Raw genomic sequence first — 21,213 nt, forward strand, 5'->3', positions numbered from 1 at the left:
TAGTTCCCTGTCACACAAAAGAAAAGGCCCACACCGATGTGCGGGCCTCTATTCCTAAGGTGCGTTCGAGATTCAGAAACCAAACGCCGTCAACGTACGTGGATCAAACAGCGCGCCGCGACCAAATTTATATTCGGCGCCAACTGCGATGTAGTCAGAGTCGTCGAAGGTTGTGAAGTTGTCATCACCAAAACCCTGGATACGCCCGATTTCGGCATAGGCAGAAGCACCTTCAAGAAAGCTATAGCGTGCAACCAAAGACGTGTCAGAGACCGTGAGGTCGACAAGCTCTGATGTGTCGACATTAAAGCCAAGGTCTTCAACCGTGTATGAATCATAAGCCAGCCCCAAAGAAAAGCCGTTGGCGACGCCAAACTCAAATTCAAAACCAGCAACTGACAGAACGTCTCGTTCCCCAAACAAATCTGAGTCTGGGCTGCCATAGTACACCTGATAAGACAGGCTTTCGGACGCGCCACCAAATTCAATACCAAATGTAGTTGTTTCAAAGTCGCCCTGCGTATCAACAGCATAGAAAAGGCCAGCTGCCGAGGTCGGAGAGAACGCATAGTTTCCGCGCACGGTCGCATTGAAAAGGTTGTCATCAAAGTCATCGCTGATGATGCTTTCGATACTGCCACCAATGGCAAACGACGAGCCAATGCCAAAATCAAGCCCGCCATTCAAGCTGGTGACTGCTGCATCAGCGCTATCCTGATCTGCATTGATATCTTGATAAAACACGCCAAGCGTGGCGCCTGTGACTTCTTGTGAGATTGCGGGGCCAGCCGACGCTGTCACCATGGCAATGAGTGGGAGAATGCAAGTTTTCATGAATACATGTCCAGTTTTTGTTGTACCGGATCACTAGCCCCAAAGTTGAATTTCCGCAAAATGCAATTTTTCAAAAGAATAAGATGTGACTCAATCACAACAACGCGCCTGTCCGCAGCTGTAGGTATGGAAAAAAGGCATTTACCGAGAATAAAGCCCCGCCAATAGCGGCGGAGCTTTTTCGCAACCGTGCAAACGAGTTAGTCCGACAGCGGGCTCGCTTTGATCGCCTCATATGCGCCGCGACGCCCAAAGGTTGTGCCGCCATTGGGGCCCAAAGCAATGCTCGCCTGAATACCAAAGGTTGTTTCGTCGGTGTTGCTACCGTCTTCGTCGATGCCAATCTGACCGATAGTTGCGCCGAACTTTGGTCCCTGATCCATCGTATAGAAGCCACCAACCTCAATGGCGGACGCGGAAAAATCATCGCCGCGGTAGCCATCGAAATTACCACCCAACGCAAAGCTGGGCCCAAGGTTATATGTCGCACCCGCACCAAAAATGCTGATGTCGCGACCGATACCGTCTTCGGCACTCCCCAAATAACCTTCTGCGACGCCACTACCATAGTCATATGCGACCTCGGCACCAAACACGCCGCTGTTGTCACCGTCCGCGAAATCGCTGCCGATGAACAGGCCCACGTCCGTCGACGGGTTGAGGTTGTAGAAGATATGCGCTGTCAGGTTTCCGATACCCGACGGCCCGATGTCGAAGTCATAGCTCGTGGCGTCCAGGCCGATAGAAACTCCATAAAACGCGTCAAATTCCGCGGACCCGAAATAGGTCACGCTACCAAAATCTTCGCCATCCAGTACATCGCGAAATTCAATGCCAAGCTCGGCGCCGGTGAAACTCTGCGCAAGTCCAACGGTGGTGTTGCCAGCGACCAAAACGGTCGACAAAAGTAAGGTCTTCATCATGCTCGATACCTCATATGTTAATTGATGGGGCATTTTGCCCCGATTTATTGGGCCGTTTTGGCCATTGTTCTGCGAAGGCTCTGCTTAGCCGTCCACAGTGTCGTCTTCTTCATCGTCTCCTTGGTCGGCGATCCACGCCACACTCACGACCGTTTCGCCTTTGCCTGTATCAAAGACTTTCACGCCGCCTGCACCGCGTGAACGGAATGAAATCCCTTCGATGGGAACGCGGATAGACTGACCCGTCGAGGTGACGAGCATAATCTGATCGGACAGATCCACCGGGAATGATGTGACCAAAGGCCCACCCCGCATGGCCTTGTCCATGGCTGCCACACCCATGCCGCCGCGACCCCGAATAGGATAGTCATGGCTGGACGACAGCTTGCCAGACCCCTGCGCCGTGATCGTCAGGATCAGGTTCTCAGCCGCCGACATTTCGGCATAGCGTTCCTGGCTGATCGCACCGGCGACGGTCTCTTCTTCGTCATCAACTTCAGCATCATCAGCCAGTCCTGCCATCGCACGGCGCATTTTCAGATAGGCGGCGCGTTCTTCGGCCTCGGCCTTAAAGTGGCGGATGATCGACATGGACACGACCTTGTCGTTGCCTTGCAGTTTGATGCCACGCACCCCAACAGAGCTGCGCGAGTTGAACACACGCACATCTGTGGCCGGAAAACGAATGGCGCGCCCGCTATCCGTCACCAGCATCACGTCGTCATCATTTGACGCGATGCGTGCGTTGATCAGTGTGGTCTCCGCATGTTCATCCTCGAACTTCATCGCAATCTTGCCGTTGCGCATGACGTTGGTGAAATCCGACAGCTTGTTGCGGCGCACCGTCCCGGCAGAGGTGGCAAAGACCACTTGCAGGTCGTCCCATTCTTCCTCGGGCCGGTCGACAGGCATGATGGCGGCGATCGAGACTCCCTGCGGAATAGGCAGAATATTCACAAGGGCCTTGCCCTTGGCCGTGCGACTGCCCAGCGGCAGACGCCATGTTTTCAGCTTGTAGACCATGCCGTCGGTCGTGAAGAACAACAGTTGCGTATGAGTATTGGCCACGAAGAGGGTTGTGACCACATCCTCCTCCTTCGTCGCCATTGACGACAGACCTTTGCCGCCACGTCGTTGCGCGCGAAAATCGGCAAGAACTGTGCGTTTGATATATCCGCCAGAGGTCACGGTCACGACCATGTCTTCTTTTTCGATCAGGTCTTCGTCTTCCATGTCGCCGGACCAGTCGACAATTTCCGTACGGCGGGGGACAGCGAATAGCTCGCGCACCTCATGCAGCTCATCGCGGATGATCTGCATGATGCGTTCACGAGAGCCTAGAATTTCCAGGTATTCGCGGATCTTACCTGCCAGCTCCTGCAACTCATCCGTGACTTCCTTGACCCCGATCTGGGTCAGGCGTTGCAGGCGCAGTTCCAAAATGGCACGGGCTTGGGTTTCAGACAGGTTATAGGTGCCGTCTTCATTGGCGGTATGGGTCGGGTCATCGATCAGCTTGATATATTCAAGGATCGCCTCGGCAGGCCAGCGGCGTGACATCAGGCTTTCACGGGCCTCCGCCGCATCAGCAGACGACCGAATGGTCGCAACAACTTCGTCAATATTGGTGACAGCGACGGCGAGACCACACAGGATATGGCTGCGTTCGCGGGCCTTGCGCAACTCAAACGCGGTGCGGCGTGCGACAACCTCTTCCCGGAAGGTGATAAAGGAATTCAGAAAGGCATAAAGGGTCAGCTGTTCGGGCTTGCCGCCGTTCAGCGCCAGCATGTTGCAGCCGAAATAGGTTTGCATCGGGGTAAAGCGGAACAGCTGGTTCAGCACGACCTCAGCGGTGGCATCGCGCTTGAGTTCGACGACCACACGCACGCCGTTGCGATCAGATTCGTCCTGCACGTGGGCGATGCCCTCGATCTTCTTGTCGCGCGCAGCCTCTGCGATTTTGTCGATCATCGCGGCCTTGTTCACCTGATAAGGGATCTCATTGATCACAATCGCATAGCGATCCTTTCGCAATTCTTCGACTGCGGTTTTCGCGCGAACGATAACGGAACCACGACCTTCGATGTAAGCCTTACGCGCGCCGGACCGCCCAAGGATGATCCCGCCGGTCGGAAAATCAGGGGCAGGGATGTACTCGATCAACTCCTCAATCGACATATCCGGGCTGTCGATCAGGGCGAGCGTGGCATCAATGACTTCACCCAGATTATGGGGCGGAATATTGGTGGCCATACCCACAGCAATACCACCGGCGCCATTGACCAGCATATTGGGGAAACGGGAGGGCAGAACCGACGGTTCGCGTTCCTTGCCATCGTAATTGTCCATAAAATCAACGGTGTCTTTCGACAGATCGTTGGTCATATAGGCCGCGACCTTATCCAGACGCGATTCCGTATAGCGCATCGCGGCCGCACCATCGCCATCCATGGAGCCAAAGTTGCCCTGACCGTCGATCAAGGGCAGCGACATGGAAAAATCCTGCGCCATCCGCACCAGTGCATCATAAATCGCGCTGTCACCATGCGGGTGGTAAGAACCCATCACATCGCCCACGGATTTTGCGGATTTCCGATAAGATTTGTCGGCTGTGATCCCCTTTTCATACATCGAATAGATGATGCGGCGGTGCACAGGTTTCAGACCGTCGCGCAGGTCAGGAATGGCCCGCGACACGATGACGCTCATCGCGTAGTCAAGATAGCTGGTCTTCAACTCGTGTTCGATTGTCACCGAAGGGCCATCATACGCAGGACGCATGGACGGCATTTCTTCATCGTTTTCAGGTGTTTCTGGGGTGTTGTTCACGTGATCCGCCTGTCGAATTTGAGACTGCTATATTTGGTTGTGAACACTCTATCAGACACTTGATATGGGGTGCAACGGCGGATGCAGGTCCCGTTTAGCAGCCAGCCATGTGTGATGCTAACACTCTGTTTTTATTGACAGAAATAATCTTGTCACGCTCATATTATTGCAGTGCAATCGAGCGAGAGGAAAATCAATGTCTTCGGAAACCGAAATGATGCTGGCGGGATTTGGGCTGACTACGGCGGAAATGTTCTATCATATGCCCGATCACCCGCATGTTCTGAACACGTTTGTTTGGCAGGACTACGACCGCGCACCGGACCATGATAAGCTATTGAACTTTATCAGCTTTTGGCACGAAGAATTGGACGGTCCGCTGCATTCGGTTCGTTTTGTGCATCGTAAGATGATCAGCCCAGGCGAATGGCGCAACGTAACAGGCGAATTCAACTATCACTAAGCCCTAGAATTGGCCCGGCGTTGGCTGCGGGATCAGGGGAATATTGCTGGGCGTTGGCGCACAGGCCGCGAGTGTCAGTAAGGTGATGATAACAATCAGTGTTTTTTGCATTTGCTTACCTATGTCTTCTACGGTGCAAGTTAGCCTGATGGCCGGGGATAGCAAATAGGTTACCTGGCGTTCATTTGTTTCTGCTTAACGGGCCCGCTTGATCATCCCGAACAGGTCGCGGGGGTCATCAGGGTCCGCGATCAGGTCAAGATCACTGTAAAAGGGGGTCTCTTTGATGCGCTGGTGGACGTAACGCAATGCGCTGAAATCTTCGATCGCAAAACCAACACCGTCAAACAACGTGACCTCACTTGCAGACTGACGACCAGTCTGCGCGCCGGTGATGACCTGCCAAAGCTCGGTCACGGGGTGATCTTCGGGCATTTGCTGGATTTCGCCTTCGATCCGGGTTTGCGGCGGGTATTCGACAAAAACCGATGAGCGCGCGACAATATCGCGATGCAGTTCCGTTTTGCCGGGGCAATCGCCACCAATCGCGTTGATATGCACACCTGCACCGACCATGTTGTCGGTCAAGATCGTTTGCATATCTTTGTCGGCCGTGGCGACGGTGACGACATCTGCGCCCTCAATCGCCTCTTCTGGCGTGTTGCACGGGGTGATCTGAAACCCCAAACCAGCCAGGTTTTTCATGCATTTCTCTGTGGCAGCGCCGTCGATGTCATAAAGCCGTATGTTGTCGATCCCGCAGACCGCCTTAATCGCCAGACATTGAAACTCCGACTGCGCGCCATTGCCGATCATTGCCATGGTTTTGGCGCCGGGTGAGGCAAGGTGTTTGGTGGCTACCGCTGACATCGCTCCGGTCCGCAGAGCCGTCAGGATTGTCATTTCAGAAAATAGGATGGGATAGCCGCTGTCCACATCCGACAACACCCCAAAGGCCGTCACCGTTTGCAGACCTTCTTTCATGTTTTTGGGATGACCGTTGACGTATTTGAACCCATAAAGCGCCCCGTCTGACGTCGGCATCAGTTCGATCACACCCACGTCTGAATGGCTGCCTACGCGCGGTGTTTTGTCAAACATCTCCCATCGCGCGAAATCAGCCTCAATCTCGGCCGCCAGATCGGCCAGAAAGGTTTCGATCCCGATATGATGCACAAGGCGCATCATGTTATCGACGCTGACGAATGGCACCATAGCCAGTTTGGATGCTTTCAGGCTCATTGTTTGTCCCTTGTTGGGCGGTCGAACACGCGGCGACCAAGAAGTGAGGCGGTCAAATCGACCATCAGGTTTGCAGTCTTGCCGCGATCATCCAGGAATGGATTCAGTTCGACGAGGTCGAGGGATGTGACCAGATCGCTGTCTGACAAGATCTCCATCACCAGATGCCCTTCGCGGACGGTAGCACCACCGGGCACTGTCGTGCCGACAGCAGGGGCGATGGAAGGGTCCAGAAAATCGACGTCGAGCGACACGTGCAGCATGCCGTTTTCGGCTTCTACACGTTCAAGGAAGGCTTTCAGCGGTGCGCTGATCCCTTCTTCGTCAATGCGGCGCATATCAACCAGCATCACATCAGCGTCAGAGAGTATCGCATGTTCGGCGGCATCCACCGACCGCAGGCCAATCATACAGATGTTTTGGGTTTCGACCTTGGCGGGCAGGGGCGGGAAGGCCTCAAACCCCGGACGGCCAATGACATAGCCTACCGGTGTGCCGTGCAGATTGCCGCTGTCTGTGGTGTCCGGCGTATGAATATCGCTATGGGCATCCAGCCACAGCGCAAAGAAGGGGCGCCCTTCTTTTTGCGCGTGGGCGGCCATGCCAGCGACGGTGCCAGCGGCCAATGCATGATCACCACCCAGAAAGATCGGCATGCCGCGCGGTGCCGTATCTTGTGCTGCGGCCATCAGCGTATGCGCCCAGCCCACATTCTCGGCCAGTTTATGCACGAGTGGGTTGGTTCGTTCCGCTATGGTCACATCCTTGGGGGCTAGATTGCCCAAATCCTCGACCGTATGCCCCAGCTTCGTAATCGCCTCAGCGATCCCGGCAGTACGGTAAGCGTCAGGGCCCATCAAGCAACCTTGGCGGCGTTTGCCACAGTCGACGGGCGCGCCAATCAATATGCAGTGTTTTTGTGTCATGGGCGTAGTGTTGAACAAAAGAAGGGGTGGGTTAAGCATGCAAATTGTGCGAAATGTTCATAGATTACCCAAAGAGAGCGGTCAAAATGGACAAAACGGACACTCACCTGATTGCTGCCCTCAAACGGAACGGACGTGCATCCTTGTCTGAACTGTCAAGCCAGCTTGGTATCACCCGCAGCACTGTTCGCGTGCGTCTTGATAAGCTCGTTCAAGGGGGCGAGATTGCAGGCTTTACCATACTCACCCGCTCGGACGTCCGACCTGACGCGGTGCGCGGGTTAATGATGCTCGAGATCGCGGGACGCGGCGCGGAAAAAACCATGAAGCAGCTGCAACGGATGCCGCAGGTACAGGCGGTTCATTCAACAAACGGCACTTGGGACCTGATTGCTGAAATAGGCACTGCCACGCTGGAACAGTTTGACGCCACATTATTCGCGATCAGGCGACTAGAAGGTGTCACACGGTCCGAGACGAACTTGCTGTTGTCGACCCGGCGCTAAGGCGTGCCGCGACAATCCAACCGACCATCAGGCCAAATGACCAAAGCGCGTTCCAGCTTGCCATCGACAGGCTGAGGAACTCCCAGCTGACCTGATCACACATGACCACACGCGGGCCGGTGATCGTCAATAGATCTGCGCCGCTCAACCCCTCAAGACTGCCACCACCAGTACAGCTACTCGGTCCTTCCCAATAGCCGCGTTCGACACCGGAATGAAAAACCCCGATTGCAGCGGTTGTAGCCGTAGCCAAAGCCCCCATCAGAGGCAGAGCAGAGCCCTTTATGCGCAAGGCGACAAGCCCGATGATGATCGCGGCGACATGCGGCCACCGTTGCCAAAGGCACATCGCACAAGGTGGATATCCAAGGGCCTGAAACAGATAGGCGCCCGCCAGCAATGCGGCGGACCCACCAGCAGAGAGTGTGATCAACAAGGTCCGGGTCATAGCAACCCAATCATAGCAAAGCCGCCAATTAATAGCACACAAAAGAGGATAAACATTAGCCCAAGGCGTTTTTCGATAAAGTCACGAATTGGCTCGCCGAACTTCCACAGCAATGCAGCAACCAGGAAAAAGCGCAGGGCGCGTGCAAAAATAGAGGATACGACGAAAACCCCCAGCGAAAGCCCTGTAGCCCCCGACAAAATCGTCACAACCTTGAACGGCAGGAAGGTCACGCCTGCCACCACGACGGCCCATGCGCCATATTCGTTAAACACGGCCGACATCTCTGCCACGCTCTCGGTCTTGCCATAAAAGTCGAAGATGGGCTGACCCAATGTCTCCATCAAGGCCGCCCCGATGTAGTATCCAAACATGCCGCCCAGCACAGACGCTACGGTCGCCACGCCCGCAATCAGGAACGCCCGTGATGGTCGCGCAATAATCATGGGGATCATCAAAACATCCGGTGGGATCGGGAAGAAAGAGGACTCCACAAAAGATACGATCGCCAATGCCCACAAGGCATGGGGCGATTGCGCCAGTGAGATAGTCCAGTCATACAGCCTGCGTAACATACTCTGCCTTTGATGTTTCTGCTGCTTAGGCCATGTGGCGCGCGCACCGTCAAGCTTGTGTTGCCGACTATTGCGCTTAAACTGATCGCTATTCTTGTGTGGGGACAGACGATGAAGTGGCAGGGCAGACGCGGTAGTAGCAATATCGAAGACAGGCGGCGGCGTGGCGGCACGCGCCGGGCAGGGGGCATCGGCGGCATCGCAGGGGTGCTCATCTTGCTTGCCGGGCTCTATTTCGGTGTTGACACAAGCCAGTTCGTCGATCTAGGCGGTGGCGGGTCCGTACAAAGCAGCGGATCGACAGAGATTACACCCGCAGATGAACGCGCAGCGCAATTCGTCTCGGTCACGCTGGCAGACACCGAAGAGGTTTGGGCCGATATTTTCGCGCGACAGGTCGGAGAACCCTATCAAGCGCCAACGCTTGTCTTATTCAAAGGACAAACACGTTCGGCATGTGGTGGAGCGTCAGCGGCAACCGGACCATTCTATTGCCCGCCGGAACGTAAGGCGTTTCTTGATACCGAATTCTTTGTCACCCTTGAAAACCGCTTGGGCGCAGCTGGCGATTTCGCTGCGGCCTATGTCGTTGCACATGAGATCGCACATCACGTTCAAAACGAACTGGGAATTCTGGGACAGGTGAACCAACTCCGCTCACAGATGAGCGAAGCAGACTCGAACGCGATGTCCGTAAGGGTTGAACTTCAGGCTGATTGTTTTTCCGGGATTTGGGCGCGGGCCGCCCAACAGCGGTTCAACAGCCTTGAACGCGGCGACATCGCCGAGGCGCTCAATGCAGCCGCGCAGATTGGCGATGATACACTTCAGCGCAACGCAGGACAGCGTGTCAGACCACATACATTCACACATGGGACCAGCGAACAGCGGCAGCGTTGGTTCCGCCGTGGCTTCGAAAGCGGGAACCTGACGGACTGCGATACATTTTCGACAAACCGTTTGTAGCAAATCGCGATTGACGCGCCTTGGCATGCACATTAGGAGATGCGCTGTTGCCGATGTGGCGGAATGGTAGACGCAGGGGATTCAAAATCCCCCGATAGCAATATCGTGAGAGTTCGAGTCTCTCCATCGGCACCACAGGTTTTTCCAAACCTGTTTCGATCCTCTGATCAAGACGCACCACCGTTCCGTAAAAGCGCAGTTTGTGGCCAATCAAGCCGTTGTAAGTGATCTGGACGTGGCCAGCGGCACTTATAACGCAGCTTTCCCCTTGCAAAATTAGAGGTCGGTTGTATCGAAATAGTTAGCGCATGCTTTATACAAGTATGCAAAGGTCGCCTTGCGAGGCCAAATAGATCAAGTAGGTGTGTATCGACACATGCACAGAAGAAAAGAACGGCTGAATAGATATGACTAGAATGTCCGTAGCTGAGTGGGAATGAAGAAGCGCACATCTCATCAGGCGTCAGCCAGCCGTCAGGCAAGAACGCGACTTGAGCGGTTGAATGTGCTCGGGGCAGACATCGACTTCGTCACACCCGATAGCGATGATGCAGATGCCGGTGTAATCAGTTTTACCGATGGCGCTACCTTGCCCTTAGCACAGATTGATCGTGTGGTTCCCTGTTTCACGCCGGGCACAGCAATCGCGACACCGAAAGGTGAGGTCGCCGTTGAGGCACTCAAAGTCGGTGATCGGGTCCTGACCCGTGATAACGGGATTCAAACGATCAATTGGATCGCGCAAAAGCGGCTGGACCATACCCAGCTGAAGGCAATCCCGCAGCTACGACCAATACTGATCAAAGCGCGGTCACTGGGTGACGGACTTCCAGAACGTGACATGCTGGTTTCACCAAGCCATCGGATGTTGATTGTCTCGAACTACGCTGAACTTTATTTTGGCCAGTCCGAGGTGCTGATCAGCGCCAAGCATATGATCGCGATGGACGGGGTCGAGATATCCAACCAGCCCTATATTACCTACATCCATTTCATGTGCGACAACCACGAGATCGTTCTGGCAGACGGCGCTTGGAGCGAAAGCTTTCAGCCTGCGGATTTCAATCTCAAAGGCTTTGATGCCGATCAACGCACAGAATTGTTTCAACTGTTCCCCGAACTCGAAACCCCTGAAGGAGTTGCGGCATACGGTGCAGCACGACGAACGCTCAAAAAGCGCGAAGCAAAGCTGTTGTTTACCGGCTAAGATTGCGCCATGCGGCCCAGTCTTCCGGCGTATCCAGATCAAGGCGCGCGCGCTGATCGGGCAAACGCTGCAAATAGGTCTGATTTTTGAACGGTTTCACTAGGTCTTCACCGCCACCATCGCCACTGAGCGCGTCAAATTTGGGCCTTATACTGGCGTCAAAGATAACCGGATGCCCCGGGGCTCCATCGTTTGTTGCACCGCGCCAGATCACATAATCCGGGTTGGCGACACGTGCCGCGAAGATCGCGTTTATGTCCGCACTGCGCAATTCGACAAGATCGGCCAGGACAATCATAAATGCAGGGGCCTGCGGTAGTTGTGCAATAGCACCGCGCATGGTGCCTGACATACCCTCCACTGATTGCGGCACCGTCAATAGCGTCGCAGGAAGGTCCTTAATCACCCGCGCGCGCGGGTGTGCAGCGTCTGGCAAGGCGACAAAGACCGGATGGCCGGTCGACACCGCCAACCGTGTCTGGCGGTGAAGCAAAGGTTCTCCGCCGACATCCTCCAGCAGTTTGTCGGCCCCCGCATCCGCGAAGACTGGCCTGCTGCAAGGATCAGGATCGGGATCACGACCGCATGACCTTGCCATCAGGATCGAACAATGGCGTCATAATGCGACGGGCAGGGCGCAACTTTCCCATAATTTCTATCTCGACCTCTAGCGTATCCGCCGCCAAAGCGCGCGGGATCAAGGCGAGCGCAATCGACGTCCCCGCATGATGTGAATAGCCGCCAGATGTGCAGAACCCTTGTACTTTTCCATCAATGAACACGGGCTCATATGCCACGACGTCGGCATCCTCGGCGTCGACTTCGAACACGACTGAAATGCGGACAGGGGCTTGGCGCGCTCTGCTTCTGCAGCAGCGCGACCGATAAAATCGACATTCTTGTTAAAGTGGATAAAGCGATCCATCCCCGTTTCCGCCGCCGTATAGTCCGGTGAAAATTCTGACAGCCAAGACCCAAAGAACTTGTCCAACCGCAGTGACATCATCGCCCGCATCCCAAACGGAGCGAGGCCAAATGGCTGACCCGCCTGCCACAATGTCCACCAGAGTTGTCTTTGATCGACCGGGTCACAATAGATTTCATAGCCCAGATCGCCGGTATAGCTGACACGTTGCACAATGCAGGCAACCTGACCGACTGTCAGCTGGCGCACATCCATAAATTTGATACCACCGATGTCGGCACGCGTGCAGGCTGCAAGGAGTGCGCGAGCTTGCGGACCCGCAATCTGGAACCCGGTGCGTTTGTCCGAGATGTTTTCAACTGCGGCATCGGTTCTTGCATTGTGCATAAACCACCGATGGTGAATGTCCTGCGCACCATAGCTTGCCGTGATCTGGAACTCTGTTTCCGATAGGCAGGAGACAGTGAAATCGCCCCACAATCGGCCTTTGGGCGACAACATTGGCGTCAGCGACATGCGGCCAGGCTGCGGAATACGACCCGCCATGATCCGGTCCAGCCAATCCCGTGCACCTGTGCCAGTGACCGCGAACTTGCCAAAGTTGTGGACCTCGTTAATTCCAACGCCACCACGCACGGCGGCCACCTCGCGGGCGGTAGCCGCAAAGGCGTCTGACCTACGAAATGTTGGCGTTTCATAGGTTGGGTCGCCATCTTGCGCGAAATAGTTGGCAACTTCGAGCCCGAATTGATGCCCCCAGACCGCGCCAAGGTCGGTGAAGATATCGTACATCGGTGTCGTGCGATGTGGTCGTGCCGCAGGAAGCTCTTCATTGGGATAGCTGACAGAAAAACGATTTTGATAATTTTCGATCACCTTGGGCCGGGTGTAGCCGGGGGTGATCCACTTTCCGTAACGCCCCACGTCCATCGCGGTCACATCACGCTCGCATTCGCCTGATGTCATCCATTGCGCAAGCATCAGGCCGACACCGCCGCCTTGGCTGAAGCCGGCCATGACCCCGCAAGCAGACCAATAGTTTTGTAAGCCCGGCACAGGGCCCACCAACGGATTTCCGTCAGGGGCGAATGTAAAGGGGCCGTGGATAACAGATTTGACGCCTGCGGTCTCGAGAACAGGAAAGCGCTGATACGCGAACGCGATCGACGCTTCTATTTTATCAAGGTTGTCGGGTAACAACTCATGCCCGAAATCCCAGGGCGTTCCGTCAACAGCCCACGGCTGGCAGGGCTGTTCATAGAACCCGATACACAAACCACGTCCTTCTTGCCGCAGATAGCTTTCGCCGGCAGGGTCCATGACATGCGGATGCTCTGCGTCACGCTCATAAATCTCGGGCAGGTCGTCGGTGACGATGTATTGGTGCTCCATCGGATGCAACGGGACATAGGTCCCCGCCATGGCCGCAACTTCGCGTGCCCAGAGCCCGGCCGCATTAACCACATGTTCCGCATGAATGATCCCTTTGTCCGTCACGACATCCCACGTGCCATCGGCGCGCTGGTTGGTTTCAACGACTTTGGTATGGATCTCAATCACAGCCCCGCCCATGCGCGCGGCTTTTGCGTAGGCATGGGTGGTGCCAGACGGGTCCAGATGGCCGTCCAGCGGGTCATAAAGCCCGCCAACGATCCCATCGAGATTTGTAATTGGTGCGATTTTTGCGATCTCTGCGGGGCCGACAATCTCTGTCTCTAGCCCCATGTACCGGTGCTTTGCACGTTCTGCGACCAGCATGTCAAAACGATCCTGATTGTCCGCCAAAGTCACTCCACCCACATGGTGCAGACCGCACGACATGCCAGTGATCTCTTCCAGTTCGCGATAAAGCTTGATCGTATACCCCTGCAGCGCGGCCATATTGGTGTCGCCATTCAGCGTGTGGAAACCGCCTGCCGCATGCCAGGTTGATCCGGATGTCAATTCCGACCGTTCGACCAGCATTACGTCCGACCATCCCAACTTTGTCAGGTGGTAGAGGACCGACGTGCCAACAACGCCGCCCCCAATAATCACGGCTCTGGTGTTGGTTTTCATGCAATGAGCTCCTGTCGTTTTGGGCACTATGCCAACGAAAATCGGTCAGGCGGTTCTGGAAACGACATCTCGTGTCGCCCCGAGGCTATCCTTGTCATCCAGCATTGCCGACGCTGGAATTGTCAGCAAGCGAAAGGTCCCCTGATGCGTACCCATGCCCAAGCCGTTGTCATCGGGGGCGGCGTTATTGGCTGTTCGATCCTTTACCATCTGGCGAAACTCGGTTGGAGCGATGTTGTTCTTTTGGAACGCGACGAATTAACATCGGGGTCCACATGGCATGCAGCTGCAAATATACACGGCCTGCATGACAGCACCAACATCAGCCGCATTCAGCATTACACGATGAACCTCTACAATGCGCTGGAAGAGGAAACCGGCCAGTCGTGTGGTGTGTTTCAGCCTGGCTCACTCTATCTGGCGCAAACCGAAGAGCGCGAGCATCAGCTCCGGCTCCAAGCGGCAAAAGCCAAATTTTACGGGATGAATTTTCATGAAGTGGACCGGCCAGAGGCCGAGCGCCTACATCCCCTCGTTAACTATGACGGCATTCGTTGCATTATGTTCGAACCTGACGGCGGCAATGTCGATCCGTCCGGGGTGACAAACGCCTATGCCATCGGTGCGCGGCAACGCGGCGCAGAGATACACCGTTTTACGCCTGTCACAGCAACGGTGCCAAAACCGGATGGGACGTGGACTGTTGAGACACCCAACGGCAACATTGAAACCGAATGGATCATCAATGCCGCAGGGCTTTGGGGGCGCGAGGTTGCACGGTTGGCCGGGATTGAGCTGCCGCTATTGCCAACCGAACACCAGTATTTCGTGACGGAAACGATAGCCGAAATTGCGGCAATGGACCGTCGCTTGCCATCTGTCGCCGACCGTGACGGAGAGTATTATCTGCGCCAAGAGGGGCAGGGGTTGCTTGTCGGCGCCTACGAAAAAGACGTCCGTTTCTGGGCCGAAGACGGGACGCCGCAAGGCTTCGGGCATGAGTTGTTCGCCGACGACCTGGAGCGCATTGAAGACAACATCATGCGTGCGATTGATCGCGTGCCAGTCGTCGGCGAGGCGGGCATCAAACGGGTTATCAATGGCCCGATGATCTGGTCGCCGGACAGTAATGTCCTATACGGCCCGCACCCTGATCTGCGCAATTATTTTTGCTGCAACGGCATTATTCCGGGGTTCAGCCAATCGGGCGGCATGGGGTTGATGGCGGCGCAATGGATCATCAACGGCGAAAGCGACTATGATATGTTTGCGTGGGATGTGGCACGCTTTGGCCCTTGGGCTGATGCGAAATTCACAAAGGCAAGGGTCGGCGATCAATACGCGAAACGTTTTGCAATCCATTTTCCGAACGAAGAACGCGCGGCTGGCAGGCCGGTTCGCGTCCGCCCGGCCTATACCCTACAAAAGAGTATGGGTGCGGTGTTTGGGTTGAACTACGGCTGGGAACACCCGCTTTGGTTTGCAGATGTACCGGGTACAGAAGACACCAACGGGTTTACGCGTCAAAACTGGTTCGAACCGGTGGGGCGTGAAGCGCGAATGCTGCGCGAGACAGCCGGCATCATCGATATCTCAAACTTTGCGAAATATATCTGCATCGGGGCGGGGGCTGCGGAGTGGCTGAACGCTATCTTCGCCAATACCATGCCAACGGCCGTTGGCCGGTCCTGCCTGACGCCATTGATTGGCGTGAACGGTGGGATCGCGGGTGACTTCACGGTCACAAGGCTGGCTGAGGATGAGTTCATGATCATCGGTGGCGGTGCTGCAGAACGGTATCACCAGCGGTTCTGGAAAGAAGTGCCGCTGCCCGAAGGGACAAAATTTGAAAGCCGCACCGACGCTATGTGTGGCTTCAACATTGCCGGTCCACAATCACGTGCGCTGCTATCACGGCTCACAAATACCGACCTCAGCACCGAGAACTTTCCTTTCATGCGATCACAAAAGATCGCGATCGCCGGCATCGACGTCGTCGCACTTCGGGTCTCCTTCACTGGGGATCTTGGCTGGGAACTGCATTGTGCCGTTGATGACCAACTGCCACTTTACGAGGCATTACTCCATGCCGGACATGCCATGGGTGCAGGGCCGGTCGGATCACGCGCGCTCATGTCCCTGCGGATTGAGAAAGGATATGGGAGCTGGAGCCGCGAGTATTCCCCCGAATATTGGCCACAAGAGGTAGGATTGGCAGGATTAGTCAAGTTCGATAAGGATTTTTTGAATAAAAACAGCTACTTGAAAATCAAAGATAATGCGCCACGTGAGGTGCTGTCAGTCATTGAGGTGCAGCAGGTTCAGAATGCGGACGCGACAGGTGGCGAGCCCATTTTTCTGACTGACGGCACACCCGTTGGCCGCGTGACCTCCGGTACTTACGGCTACAGCGTGCAAAAGTCGCTGGCACTTGGGTATCTCAGGGGTGTCGCACCCGGAACAGCCGTCGATGTGATGATCCTTGGCAAGCCACATCGCGGTGTTGTTCTGGCGGAGCCACCCTTTGACCCCGCCGGAAAGAGGTTGCGCGCTTAAGGGATGATGCGCGTGTATTTGGTGCCTTCCAAGGTAGCTCCGATGCGCAGGCCGGTTTGACCAAAGACCACCGCAATAACAGGGGACAGCGACGTTGTCGTCTCAGCGCGCAACATCTCGCTGCGTTCGCTGATCGCATATTCGATATCTGCACCCGCAGCCCAGCCGGGGGACCTGCGGAATTCAACCAGTGCTTCTGATGTCATGAAAAACAGCACATGGCTGAACTGCTGCGCCCCAATCTGCAACCCTGCACTCCCCGAGGCAGCGGCATAGTAGTCTACCGTCGAAGGACCAACCCGTAGGGCACCGCGCCCATAGGAGCCACCAAGCCCCAAGCCCACTTCGGTGATCAAGGGCATGACCAAAACACCTGCCGCCCGCGACGCAAGGTCCCGCGTGCCGGGAAATTGGGTGTACATCCCGTTCAATGTGCTTTCAACTCGTGCATCGATGGTCGCGGCGCCAGCACCCCCGATACCATTGCCGCATGCTGCGAGTGACGTCGCCGCAAGCGTGCCGAGCGCAAAGCTACGCCGTGAAAATTCTGTCATGTGATATCCGCCTATTTGCCTGTGTTAAGGCGTTTTCCGCCTTTTATGCATGTAGGTATAAGCAAGTTCCGCTGCCGTGTCACGTGGTAAGGCCACAACGAACCTCCGACCCGCAACGGTAGACATTGCTTGTCAGGCATGAGTTCCTGCGATTGGTACGCGCGCTTCGCGCTAAGACTTGCCGACCATAGCGTCGGCCAAGCGCACCGTTTCACTTGCGGCCATTTCGATTATTTCAGTACGTTCTGGTGACATGAGCCCTTGATTGGCTGAGCGTTGAAAAATCCCATGGATTGGAAATGCGTTGACTTCGTTGATCAGCGGGCCCGCCTCGCACAAGATGATATCAAAGCCCAAAATACCATGGTGCGGAAAGAAACTATGTGCGGTCTTGCACAGCGCGACAGCCTTCGGAACATCGGGAAGTACATACCCCGCCAGCTCGACGTCGCCAAAGGCTGACTTATCAAGGGCGTTGACGTTCATATACCCCATGTCTTGAGCGCGCTTAATTGCACCTGTCTGTTCGTCGACCCAACACATCGCGTTAGAACCGCTACTGGCAAAGCCATCGGTCATCGCGCCAACAGGCGGTATTTTCTGCACCGTATACAGACATTGAATTTCGGACCGGTGCCGCACGGTGACGACACGAAGCGTCGCGGCAACTGGCCCTGTAATCATTTGTAGACGATGGTGGGGCACTAGCGTCCGCTGAAAAAGATAACCGTTTGAAAAATATGTGATTATCTCCTCAGCCAGACCTTCTTCAGGAACCGATCGACCGTCAGCTAACGCAACAAAGCCGTCAGCGAAATCAACAAGACTGACCGCACCAATGCTACGCGAGAGGTTGAGTGGCTTGCCAAAACAAGGGTAATTTTGACGGTCACGGAGAAATGCCAGCAGATCAGGTTTCGAACTCAAACACTTGACCCGTCCAAAGGACCGTTCAGGGTGATAGACCGCAAGATCTTCAGATGTCGGAAGCCCGTGAGACCGCAATAGCCCACCGGTTAAAACTTTGTCGTTAAAGAAGCCGTGTAGGCTGTTTGGACCAAATGGCGACAGCCTCAGGCACAGCTTGTGTGATGCCTTCTTTGATAGATAGGGTTTTGCCGTCGCCATCGGATCCGTCGCGGCATACAAGGCGTACAGATAGTATTCGCTGGCACTAAAATTCCATTTACGACCCAGCCGAACCAAATCCAAAAGTTGGCGCACGCGATCACGATAGCCGTGCTTTTGAACCCAATCCATATATTCGGCAACATTCAAGTCTCGGTTCGGCAGCGCCATCGTGAGGATGGTCATATGAGCCCTCGATGCCTATGCAAAGCCATAGTCCAGAATTTCTCTAGTCCGAAAAAAATGAAGGATGCAAAAAATGCATCCTTCCAACGAAAATTTTCGTGTGCCCGACTTATTCGACGTCGAGTGCTGGCGCTGGCTCTTCTTCGTCGTCGTCATCATCATCTGCAGCAACAGCTGCACCAATCAGAAGGGCCGCAAGCACACCGAGAACGATGTAAGTTGGGTTTATCGATGGTGCAGCTGGTGCCGCAACCATATCATCCATGGGTGGTTGTTCATCAATTGCTGGAGACAGCCCACCAGCATAAGCAGATGTCATACCGAAGGTCGCGGCAATAGTTGCCATAAGGGTGTTCATACGCATTAATCTTATCCTTTACTAACAGTGCAGCCGCGCTGAATGGACTTACACGCAACTAGGAGTGGACTGCGGGAGTAGCATTTGTCAACTATGTCATTGCCCTTAGGTCAAGTAAGGGCAATAAAACTAGGTGTTTGTGTGATATATCACGCGACTTGGTTAACGAGGAATCTCGGATGGACGAAGATATTTTGAAACAGGGCTTTACCTCTTCGAAAGGTAAATTTCATTTCGCCCGTTGGAGTGTTCCCATTTGCATGAACGTGATTGGCACCCAAGAACGTCAGAGGGCAGCGCTCGAAGACGCTCTTGAACAGGTCTGTGGTTGGAGCGGTCATCAACGCGTTGGCGCTGGGGCCACCGACGTGCCCAACAGCCTTTTTGTTTTCGTGAACGGCTGGGAAGAGCTTGCAGAGCTGCAACTGGGTCTCAATGAAACAGTTCGCACGATCCAGCTGGCCCAGAGTCTCAAAAAACAAGGGGCGTCGCAGTTTCGAAGGTTCATTTACGACGACCAAGGCGCCATTGTCATGAGTTCTAGGTGTTTATGACATGCAGAGCCGTCTCAAGGCGTATGCGGTTGAGCGCATTGCATTGGCGCAGTGCATCTTGACACATTTGAATTTCACCACGGGTATTCTGAAACTGCCCGTCGTAGAAGAGACACCCAATGGTTGGCAACCTGGCGCGGACCTTCTTCAGCTGATCAAAGCCGCGTATGACCAAGACATCCCACCTGTGTCACGCGATCAGTCCACCGCCAAATCAATCATGGACAAGCTGAAGCCTGCGGCGGCTTAGGCCGAAACCGCTCAGCCAAAGTTAGATCAAACTAACCGTTCAGAATGCGTGCCGCTGCGGGCGCGAAATATGTCAGGATTCCATCACATCCGGCGCGTTTGAACGCTAGCAAGCTTTCCATCATGACCTTTTCACCGTCCAGCCAGCCGTTCTGCGCAGCGGCCTGCAACATCGCGTACTCGCCGCTGACCTGATAGGCATATGTCGGCACACCGAAGGCATCCTTTACGCGACGGCAAATATCAAGATAGGGCATGCCGGGCTTGACCATGATCATATCCGCACCTTCGCGCAAGTCCCTCTCAACAAGGCGCAATGCCTCATCGCTGTTACCTGGATCCATCTGATAGGTGTTTTTGTCGCCCGTCAGTGCAGATGATGCCCCGACAGCATCGCGGAACGGGCCATAAAAGCTGGAGGCATATTTCGCAGTATAGCTCAGGATGGTGACATTCTGATGCCCGCTGGCTTCCAACGCATGTCGGATCGCCCCGATGCGGCCGTCCATCATGTCCGACGGCCCAAGAATATCGGCTCCAGCCTCTGCTTGCGCCAAAGCCATCTTTACAAGCGCATCGACGGTCCGATCATTCACGATCTCACCATTTTCAACAAATCCGTCATGGCCATTGATGTTGTAAGGATCAAGCGCAATGTCGGTCATCACCGCGATATCCGGGGCCACATCCTTGATCGCGCGGATCGCCTGATTGGTCAGATTATTTGGGTCCCATGCCATTGCGCAATCTTCGGTGCGGGCGTCCATTCCGGTGTAGGGAAAGATACAGATCGCGGGGATCCCGAGCGATTGCGCTTCTTTTGCTGCCACAGCGACCCGATCAACAGTCCGCCGGACCACCCCGGGCATTGATGCAACCGGCGTTTCCTCATCTTTGCCGTCCATCACAAAGACGGGCCAAATCAGATCATCCACAGTGAGCGTGTTTTGACGTGCCAAGGCGCGCAGTGCGGGACTTTGGCGCATCCGTCGCAATCGGGTCGCGGGGAAGGGGGCAAGGGTTGGTTTCATGTTCAAAGGCCCATCAATAAGCAATGAATTCTTGGTGGCATGTATTTTGCGTCATCACAAGGCTGGGCAACCCAGCGCGCGCGCGCTAGGTTCCGCGGCAGGAAGACAATCATCAACGGAACCACAGGCTTGGACTGGACCGAAGCAATCGCGCGGCTGATCGCGCTCAACACCTTTACGAGTGTGTGGTATTGGCTGGCAGTCATCGTCACATGGGCCATTGCCAGCAACTGGTTGATCGGCGTGCCGTTTGATATGTTATTTCGCGCGCGCAAATGCGCACCCCAAGAGATTGCCGATCTGGAAAATCTGGTCGACATAAATATCAGACGTATCGTTGCGACGAACGCAGTCTTTGGTATGGCGATCACAGGTCTTATCGGGTTCGGCCTCAGCGTGTTGGCATTGCTGAGTTTTTACTACGATCTGGAGCTTGCTAAGGGGCTGTTTATATTGACTGCTCCGCTCACTTTGATCGTTGTCATCAATATGCGATTGGCACATCAACTGCATGACGCGCCACTATACGGCAAAGATCTGGTGCGACGTCTGTTTATCGTGCGTCTGTGGACGCAGATTGTTGCGATGGTATCGCTGTTTTTCACGGCGATGTACGGCATGTACACAGCAATTTCGGCAACACAATTCTGGTAAGCGGTTGACACGAGACATGCGCCAAGTAGGTCAGCGTC

Annotated in this window: 20 protein-coding genes, 1 tRNA gene and 1 pseudogene; 9 read left to right on the forward strand and 13 right to left on the reverse strand. The window is 55.0% G+C overall.

Going from position 1 to position 21,213, the window contains the following annotated elements; translation table 11 throughout:
• Positions 1-72: 72 nt before the first annotated feature.
• The 3 genes from ACZ1G5_RS18295 to gyrA form a co-directional block, all read right to left on the reverse strand.
• A complete protein-coding gene (locus ACZ1G5_RS18295) occupies positions 73-834 on the reverse strand; it encodes a hypothetical protein (protein WP_472734191.1) in 762 nt (253 codons plus the stop codon).
• 200 nt (positions 835-1,034) lie between these two features.
• On the reverse strand, positions 1,035-1,757 hold the full coding sequence (locus ACZ1G5_RS18300) for a porin (RefSeq protein WP_472734192.1): 723 nt from the start codon (positions 1,755-1,757) through the stop codon (positions 1,035-1,037).
• A gap of 84 nt (positions 1,758-1,841) precedes the next feature.
• Positions 1,842-4,589 (reverse strand): DNA gyrase subunit A, encoded by a 2,748-nt coding sequence (gene gyrA, locus ACZ1G5_RS18305; RefSeq protein WP_472734193.1) that lies wholly within the window; start codon positions 4,587-4,589, stop codon positions 1,842-1,844.
• Positions 4,590-4,785: 196 nt separating this feature from the next.
• Here gyrA and ACZ1G5_RS18310 point away from each other — a divergent pair, with 196 nt between their 5' ends.
• Positions 4,786-5,052: an usg protein gene (locus tag ACZ1G5_RS18310; protein WP_472734194.1), complete on the forward strand. Its 267-nt coding sequence runs from the start codon at positions 4,786-4,788 to the stop codon at positions 5,050-5,052.
• 195 nt (positions 5,053-5,247) lie between these two features.
• Here the strand turns inward: ACZ1G5_RS18310 and ACZ1G5_RS18315 are convergent, their stop codons facing one another.
• Both ACZ1G5_RS18315 and rocF read right to left on the reverse strand, forming a co-directional pair.
• Positions 5,248-6,294 carry an ornithine cyclodeaminase gene (locus tag ACZ1G5_RS18315; RefSeq protein WP_472734195.1) on the reverse strand — a complete coding sequence of 349 codons (1,047 nt, stop codon included), beginning with the start codon at positions 6,292-6,294 and terminating at the stop codon, positions 5,248-5,250.
• A complete protein-coding gene (gene rocF / locus ACZ1G5_RS18320) occupies positions 6,291-7,220 on the reverse strand; it encodes an arginase (RefSeq protein ID WP_472734196.1) in 930 nt (309 codons plus the stop codon). Before rocF ends, ACZ1G5_RS18315 begins: the two co-directional genes overlap by 4 nt.
• 86 nt (positions 7,221-7,306) lie before the next feature.
• On the opposite strand from rocF, the gene ACZ1G5_RS18325 reads away from it, so the two are divergent.
• Complete coding sequence (locus ACZ1G5_RS18325) at positions 7,307-7,726, forward strand: Lrp/AsnC family transcriptional regulator (protein ID WP_472734197.1); 420 nt, start codon at positions 7,307-7,309, stop codon at positions 7,724-7,726.
• Here the strand turns inward: ACZ1G5_RS18325 and ACZ1G5_RS18330 are convergent.
• A complete protein-coding gene (locus tag ACZ1G5_RS18330; RefSeq protein ID WP_472734198.1) occupies positions 7,683-8,174 on the reverse strand; it encodes a disulfide bond formation protein B in 492 nt (163 codons plus the stop codon). The genes ACZ1G5_RS18325 and ACZ1G5_RS18330 overlap by 44 nt on opposite strands.
• On the reverse strand, positions 8,171-8,749 hold the full coding sequence (locus ACZ1G5_RS18335; protein ID WP_472734199.1) for a YqaA family protein: 579 nt from the start codon (positions 8,747-8,749) through the stop codon (positions 8,171-8,173). The genes ACZ1G5_RS18330 and ACZ1G5_RS18335 overlap by 4 nt, the downstream gene beginning before the upstream one ends.
• 111 nt (positions 8,750-8,860) lie before the next feature.
• On the opposite strand from ACZ1G5_RS18335, the gene ypfJ reads away from it, so the two are divergent.
• The 3 genes from ypfJ to ACZ1G5_RS18350 all read left to right on the forward strand — a co-directional run bounded on the left by ypfJ (position 8,861) and on the right by ACZ1G5_RS18350 (position 10,922).
• Positions 8,861-9,715: a KPN_02809 family neutral zinc metallopeptidase gene (ypfJ, locus tag ACZ1G5_RS18340; protein ID WP_472734200.1), complete on the forward strand. Its 855-nt coding sequence runs from the start codon at positions 8,861-8,863 to the stop codon at positions 9,713-9,715.
• Between the two features lie 49 nt (positions 9,716-9,764).
• Positions 9,765-9,850 (forward strand) — tRNA-Leu (locus ACZ1G5_RS18345).
• A 301-nt stretch (positions 9,851-10,151) separates the two neighbouring features.
• Positions 10,152-10,922, forward strand: coding sequence for a Hint domain-containing protein (locus ACZ1G5_RS18350; RefSeq protein ID WP_472734201.1), 771 nt, complete (start codon positions 10,152-10,154; stop codon positions 10,920-10,922).
• Here ACZ1G5_RS18350 and ACZ1G5_RS18355 read toward each other — a convergent pair.
• Both ACZ1G5_RS18355 and ACZ1G5_RS18360 read right to left on the reverse strand, forming a co-directional pair.
• Positions 10,912-11,520 carry a nucleotidyltransferase family protein gene (locus ACZ1G5_RS18355; protein WP_472734202.1) on the reverse strand — a complete coding sequence of 203 codons (609 nt, stop codon included), beginning with the start codon at positions 11,518-11,520 and terminating at the stop codon, positions 10,912-10,914. The two genes, ACZ1G5_RS18350 and ACZ1G5_RS18355, sit on opposite strands and share 11 nt — an antisense overlap.
• Positions 11,498-13,905 (reverse strand): annotated as a pseudogene (locus ACZ1G5_RS18360) (GcvT family protein). The gene ACZ1G5_RS18355 and the pseudogene ACZ1G5_RS18360 overlap by 23 nt, the downstream one beginning before the upstream one ends.
• Positions 13,906-14,049: 144 nt before the next feature.
• On the opposite strand from ACZ1G5_RS18360, the gene ACZ1G5_RS18365 reads away from it, so the two are divergent.
• Entirely contained in the window at positions 14,050-16,461 is a 2,412-nt protein-coding gene (locus ACZ1G5_RS18365) for a GcvT family protein (protein ID WP_472734203.1), read from the forward strand.
• Here ACZ1G5_RS18365 and ACZ1G5_RS18370 read toward each other — a convergent pair.
• The 3 genes from ACZ1G5_RS18370 to ACZ1G5_RS18380 form a co-directional block, all read right to left on the reverse strand.
• Entirely contained in the window at positions 16,458-17,015 is a 558-nt protein-coding gene (locus tag ACZ1G5_RS18370) for a lipid-binding SYLF domain-containing protein (protein ID WP_472734204.1), read from the reverse strand. The genes ACZ1G5_RS18365 and ACZ1G5_RS18370 overlap by 4 nt on opposite strands.
• A 171-nt stretch (positions 17,016-17,186) precedes the next feature.
• Positions 17,187-18,329, reverse strand: a complete 1,143-nt coding sequence (locus ACZ1G5_RS18375; RefSeq protein ID WP_472734205.1) for a sugar-transfer associated ATP-grasp domain-containing protein — start codon at positions 18,327-18,329, stop codon at positions 17,187-17,189.
• A gap of 109 nt (positions 18,330-18,438) precedes the next feature.
• Positions 18,439-18,693, reverse strand: a complete 255-nt coding sequence (locus ACZ1G5_RS18380; protein WP_472734206.1) for a hypothetical protein — start codon at positions 18,691-18,693, stop codon at positions 18,439-18,441.
• Positions 18,694-18,866: 173 nt separating this feature from the next.
• Between ACZ1G5_RS18380 and ACZ1G5_RS18385 the strand changes: the two genes are divergently transcribed.
• Positions 18,867-19,241, forward strand: coding sequence for a hypothetical protein (locus tag ACZ1G5_RS18385; protein WP_472734207.1), 375 nt, complete (start codon positions 18,867-18,869; stop codon positions 19,239-19,241).
• Between the two features lies 1 nt (position 19,242).
• Positions 19,243-19,491, forward strand: coding sequence for a hypothetical protein (locus ACZ1G5_RS18390; protein WP_472734208.1), 249 nt, complete (start codon positions 19,243-19,245; stop codon positions 19,489-19,491).
• A gap of 31 nt (positions 19,492-19,522) precedes the next feature.
• On the opposite strand, the gene hemB is transcribed toward ACZ1G5_RS18390, so the two are convergent.
• Positions 19,523-20,521 (reverse strand): porphobilinogen synthase, encoded by a 999-nt coding sequence (hemB, locus tag ACZ1G5_RS18395; protein ID WP_472734209.1) that lies wholly within the window; start codon positions 20,519-20,521, stop codon positions 19,523-19,525.
• A gap of 129 nt (positions 20,522-20,650) precedes the next feature.
• On the opposite strand from hemB, the gene ACZ1G5_RS18400 reads away from it, so the two are divergent.
• Positions 20,651-21,175: a hypothetical protein gene (locus ACZ1G5_RS18400; RefSeq protein ID WP_472734210.1), complete on the forward strand. Its 525-nt coding sequence runs from the start codon at positions 20,651-20,653 to the stop codon at positions 21,173-21,175.
• Positions 21,176-21,213 lie beyond the last annotated feature (38 nt).

Source organism: Yoonia sp. JB2-21, from assembly GCF_055693545.1.

Excerpts from the sequence above, each read along its gene's own strand:
- rocF (WP_472734196.1), bottom strand. The coding sequence starts at position 7,220 with ATGACACAAAAACACTGCATATTGATTGGCGCGCCCGTCGACTGTGGC.
- ACZ1G5_RS18385 (WP_472734207.1), top strand. The coding sequence starts at position 18,867 with ATGGACGAAGATATTTTGAAACAGGGCTTTACCTCTTCGAAAGGTAAA.
- hemB (WP_472734209.1), bottom strand. The coding sequence starts at position 20,521 with ATGAAACCAACCCTTGCCCCCTTCCCCGCGACCCGATTGCGACGGATG.
- ACZ1G5_RS18325 (WP_472734197.1), top strand. The coding sequence starts at position 7,307 with ATGGACAAAACGGACACTCACCTGATTGCTGCCCTCAAACGGAACGGA.
- ACZ1G5_RS18375 (WP_472734205.1), bottom strand. The coding sequence starts at position 18,329 with ATGACCATCCTCACGATGGCGCTGCCGAACCGAGACTTGAATGTTGCC.
- ACZ1G5_RS18300 (WP_472734192.1), bottom strand. The coding sequence starts at position 1,757 with ATGATGAAGACCTTACTTTTGTCGACCGTTTTGGTCGCTGGCAACACC.
- ACZ1G5_RS18315 (WP_472734195.1), bottom strand. The coding sequence starts at position 6,294 with ATGAGCCTGAAAGCATCCAAACTGGCTATGGTGCCATTCGTCAGCGTC.
- ACZ1G5_RS18295 (WP_472734191.1), bottom strand. The coding sequence starts at position 834 with ATGAAAACTTGCATTCTCCCACTCATTGCCATGGTGACAGCGTCGGCT.
- ACZ1G5_RS18330 (WP_472734198.1), bottom strand. The coding sequence starts at position 8,174 with ATGACCCGGACCTTGTTGATCACACTCTCTGCTGGTGGGTCCGCCGCA.
- ACZ1G5_RS18370 (WP_472734204.1), bottom strand. The coding sequence starts at position 17,015 with ATGACAGAATTTTCACGGCGTAGCTTTGCGCTCGGCACGCTTGCGGCG.
- ACZ1G5_RS18355 (WP_472734202.1), bottom strand. The coding sequence starts at position 11,520 with ATGGCAAGGTCATGCGGTCGTGATCCCGATCCTGATCCTTGCAGCAGG.
- ACZ1G5_RS18365 (WP_472734203.1), top strand. The coding sequence starts at position 14,050 with ATGCGTACCCATGCCCAAGCCGTTGTCATCGGGGGCGGCGTTATTGGC.
- ACZ1G5_RS18335 (WP_472734199.1), bottom strand. The coding sequence starts at position 8,749 with ATGTTACGCAGGCTGTATGACTGGACTATCTCACTGGCGCAATCGCCC.
- ypfJ (WP_472734200.1), top strand. The coding sequence starts at position 8,861 with ATGAAGTGGCAGGGCAGACGCGGTAGTAGCAATATCGAAGACAGGCGG.
- ACZ1G5_RS18390 (WP_472734208.1), top strand. The coding sequence starts at position 19,243 with ATGCAGAGCCGTCTCAAGGCGTATGCGGTTGAGCGCATTGCATTGGCG.
- ACZ1G5_RS18350 (WP_472734201.1), top strand. The coding sequence starts at position 10,152 with ATGAAGAAGCGCACATCTCATCAGGCGTCAGCCAGCCGTCAGGCAAGA.
- ACZ1G5_RS18380 (WP_472734206.1), bottom strand. The coding sequence starts at position 18,693 with ATGCGTATGAACACCCTTATGGCAACTATTGCCGCGACCTTCGGTATG.
- ACZ1G5_RS18310 (WP_472734194.1), top strand. The coding sequence starts at position 4,786 with ATGTCTTCGGAAACCGAAATGATGCTGGCGGGATTTGGGCTGACTACG.